Here is a 1,459-nt window from a genome sequence, read left to right on the forward strand (position 1 = left end):
GGGCTCTTCACGATTTAGAGTGCGTTGATCCTGGCCTGCAGCTGGCCGGAGTGGATCAGTGACCGCAAGATGTAGTGGTCGAGGTTCCGGAACCCGAGTGCGATGCCGCGTAGGTGCTCAAGCCGTCCGTTGATGGCTTCGACCGGGCCGTTGGACGCCCCAATGTCGAAGTAGGCGAGCACGTCCTCACGCCGGCGCCACAAGGTCCGTCCCAGCTGGGCAAGCTCCGTGAGACCTTCGGGTAGGCCCTTACGAATACTGTTGATCACCCTGCTCATGAGCTTCTTGCCCTCCGATTTCTTCGGATGCCCGTACGCCTGGATCAGGTCCTGGTAGAACATCCAGGTGACTTCGAGTGCGACGTACTCATCGTCGGTGGCCCACAACAGGTCCAGCCGCCTGTTCTGCGGCGTCGTGAGGTAGTTCCTCCTGGTCAGCAAGGTGCGTCGGTACTTGTATAACGGATCATCCTTACGCCCACGCCGCCCCGAGGTTTCACGTTGCAGGCGTTGCCGACAGCCGGTGAGCTTGTCCGCGGCCAGGTGCACGACATGGAAGGGATCCATGACCTTTCTCGCCTGAGGGAGCGCCTGGTCCACCGCGGTGGCGTAGCCGGCGAAGCCGTCCATCGTCACCACCTGGACGTGCTCCCGGAAGTCGGGGGTGCGTTCCTGCAGCCAGCTACGTAGAACTTCTGCGCTGCGCCCCGGGCGCATGTCCAGCAGGCGGGCAGACCCTGTCCCGTCGACCAGCGGGGTGAGGTCCACCAGGACCGTCACGAACGACGACGGCTGGCCGGGGCGGCGGGTGTGCTTCCACACATGCTCGTCCACACCGAGGATGCGCACCCCCTCCAGGTGGGAGGGGTTGTCGTAGACCAGCTTGCGGCAGGCATCGACGGCGATCCGGTTGACCAGTTCCCAACCGACACCCAGGGCCTTGGCGGTCGCAGACACGCTCATCCGATCAATCGCCAGGCGCTGCAAGATCCAGCGGGTGACCCGGTGGGTCAGCTTCGCACCATCATCGGCGCAGGTCAGGGAGGCCTGGAAGATCTTCCTGCCGCAGGCTGGATAGCTGCAGGTGAACCTCGGGACACGGACATGAAGGCGGGTGGGGAACCCCACGACGGGAAGGTCGACCAGGGTCCGGACGATGTGGTCCCGTAGCTTTCCGGGATTTCCGCACTCGGGGCAGAGTCCGTCCACGGTCACGGGTGCGGCGTCGATGATGGTGAGGGTGCCGGCGTCGGCGGCACCGGTGATGGTCAGGCCGATTTCCGCGGTACGGCAGATGGTGTCGGCCACGAGGTTGCCAGTAGTAGGCTGCACAGTAGGGTCCTGGTTCGGTCAGATGGAAGCTTCGCAACTCTCATCTTGTGCCGGCCAGGACCCCTATATGTTGTGCCACCCCGAACTCCACCCTGGGCTCACCTACGCACTCCGAAACGCGAAGAGCC

The 1,459-nt window shown here is 64.1% G+C and carries 1 protein-coding gene; it reads right to left on the reverse strand.

Translation table 11 applies throughout. From position 1 onward, the window contains the following. Positions 1 to 14 precede the first annotated feature (14 nt). The gene (locus IM764_RS10285) at positions 15 to 1,331 is read right to left on the reverse strand and encodes an ISL3 family transposase (RefSeq protein ID WP_194187736.1); all 1,317 of its coding nucleotides are present in this window, start codon (positions 1,329 to 1,331) and stop codon (positions 15 to 17) included. Positions 1,332 to 1,459 lie beyond the last annotated feature (128 nt).

Source organism: Corynebacterium sp. ED61, assembly GCF_015233855.1.
Classification (GTDB): domain Bacteria; phylum Actinomycetota; class Actinomycetes; order Mycobacteriales; family Mycobacteriaceae; genus Corynebacterium; species Corynebacterium dentalis.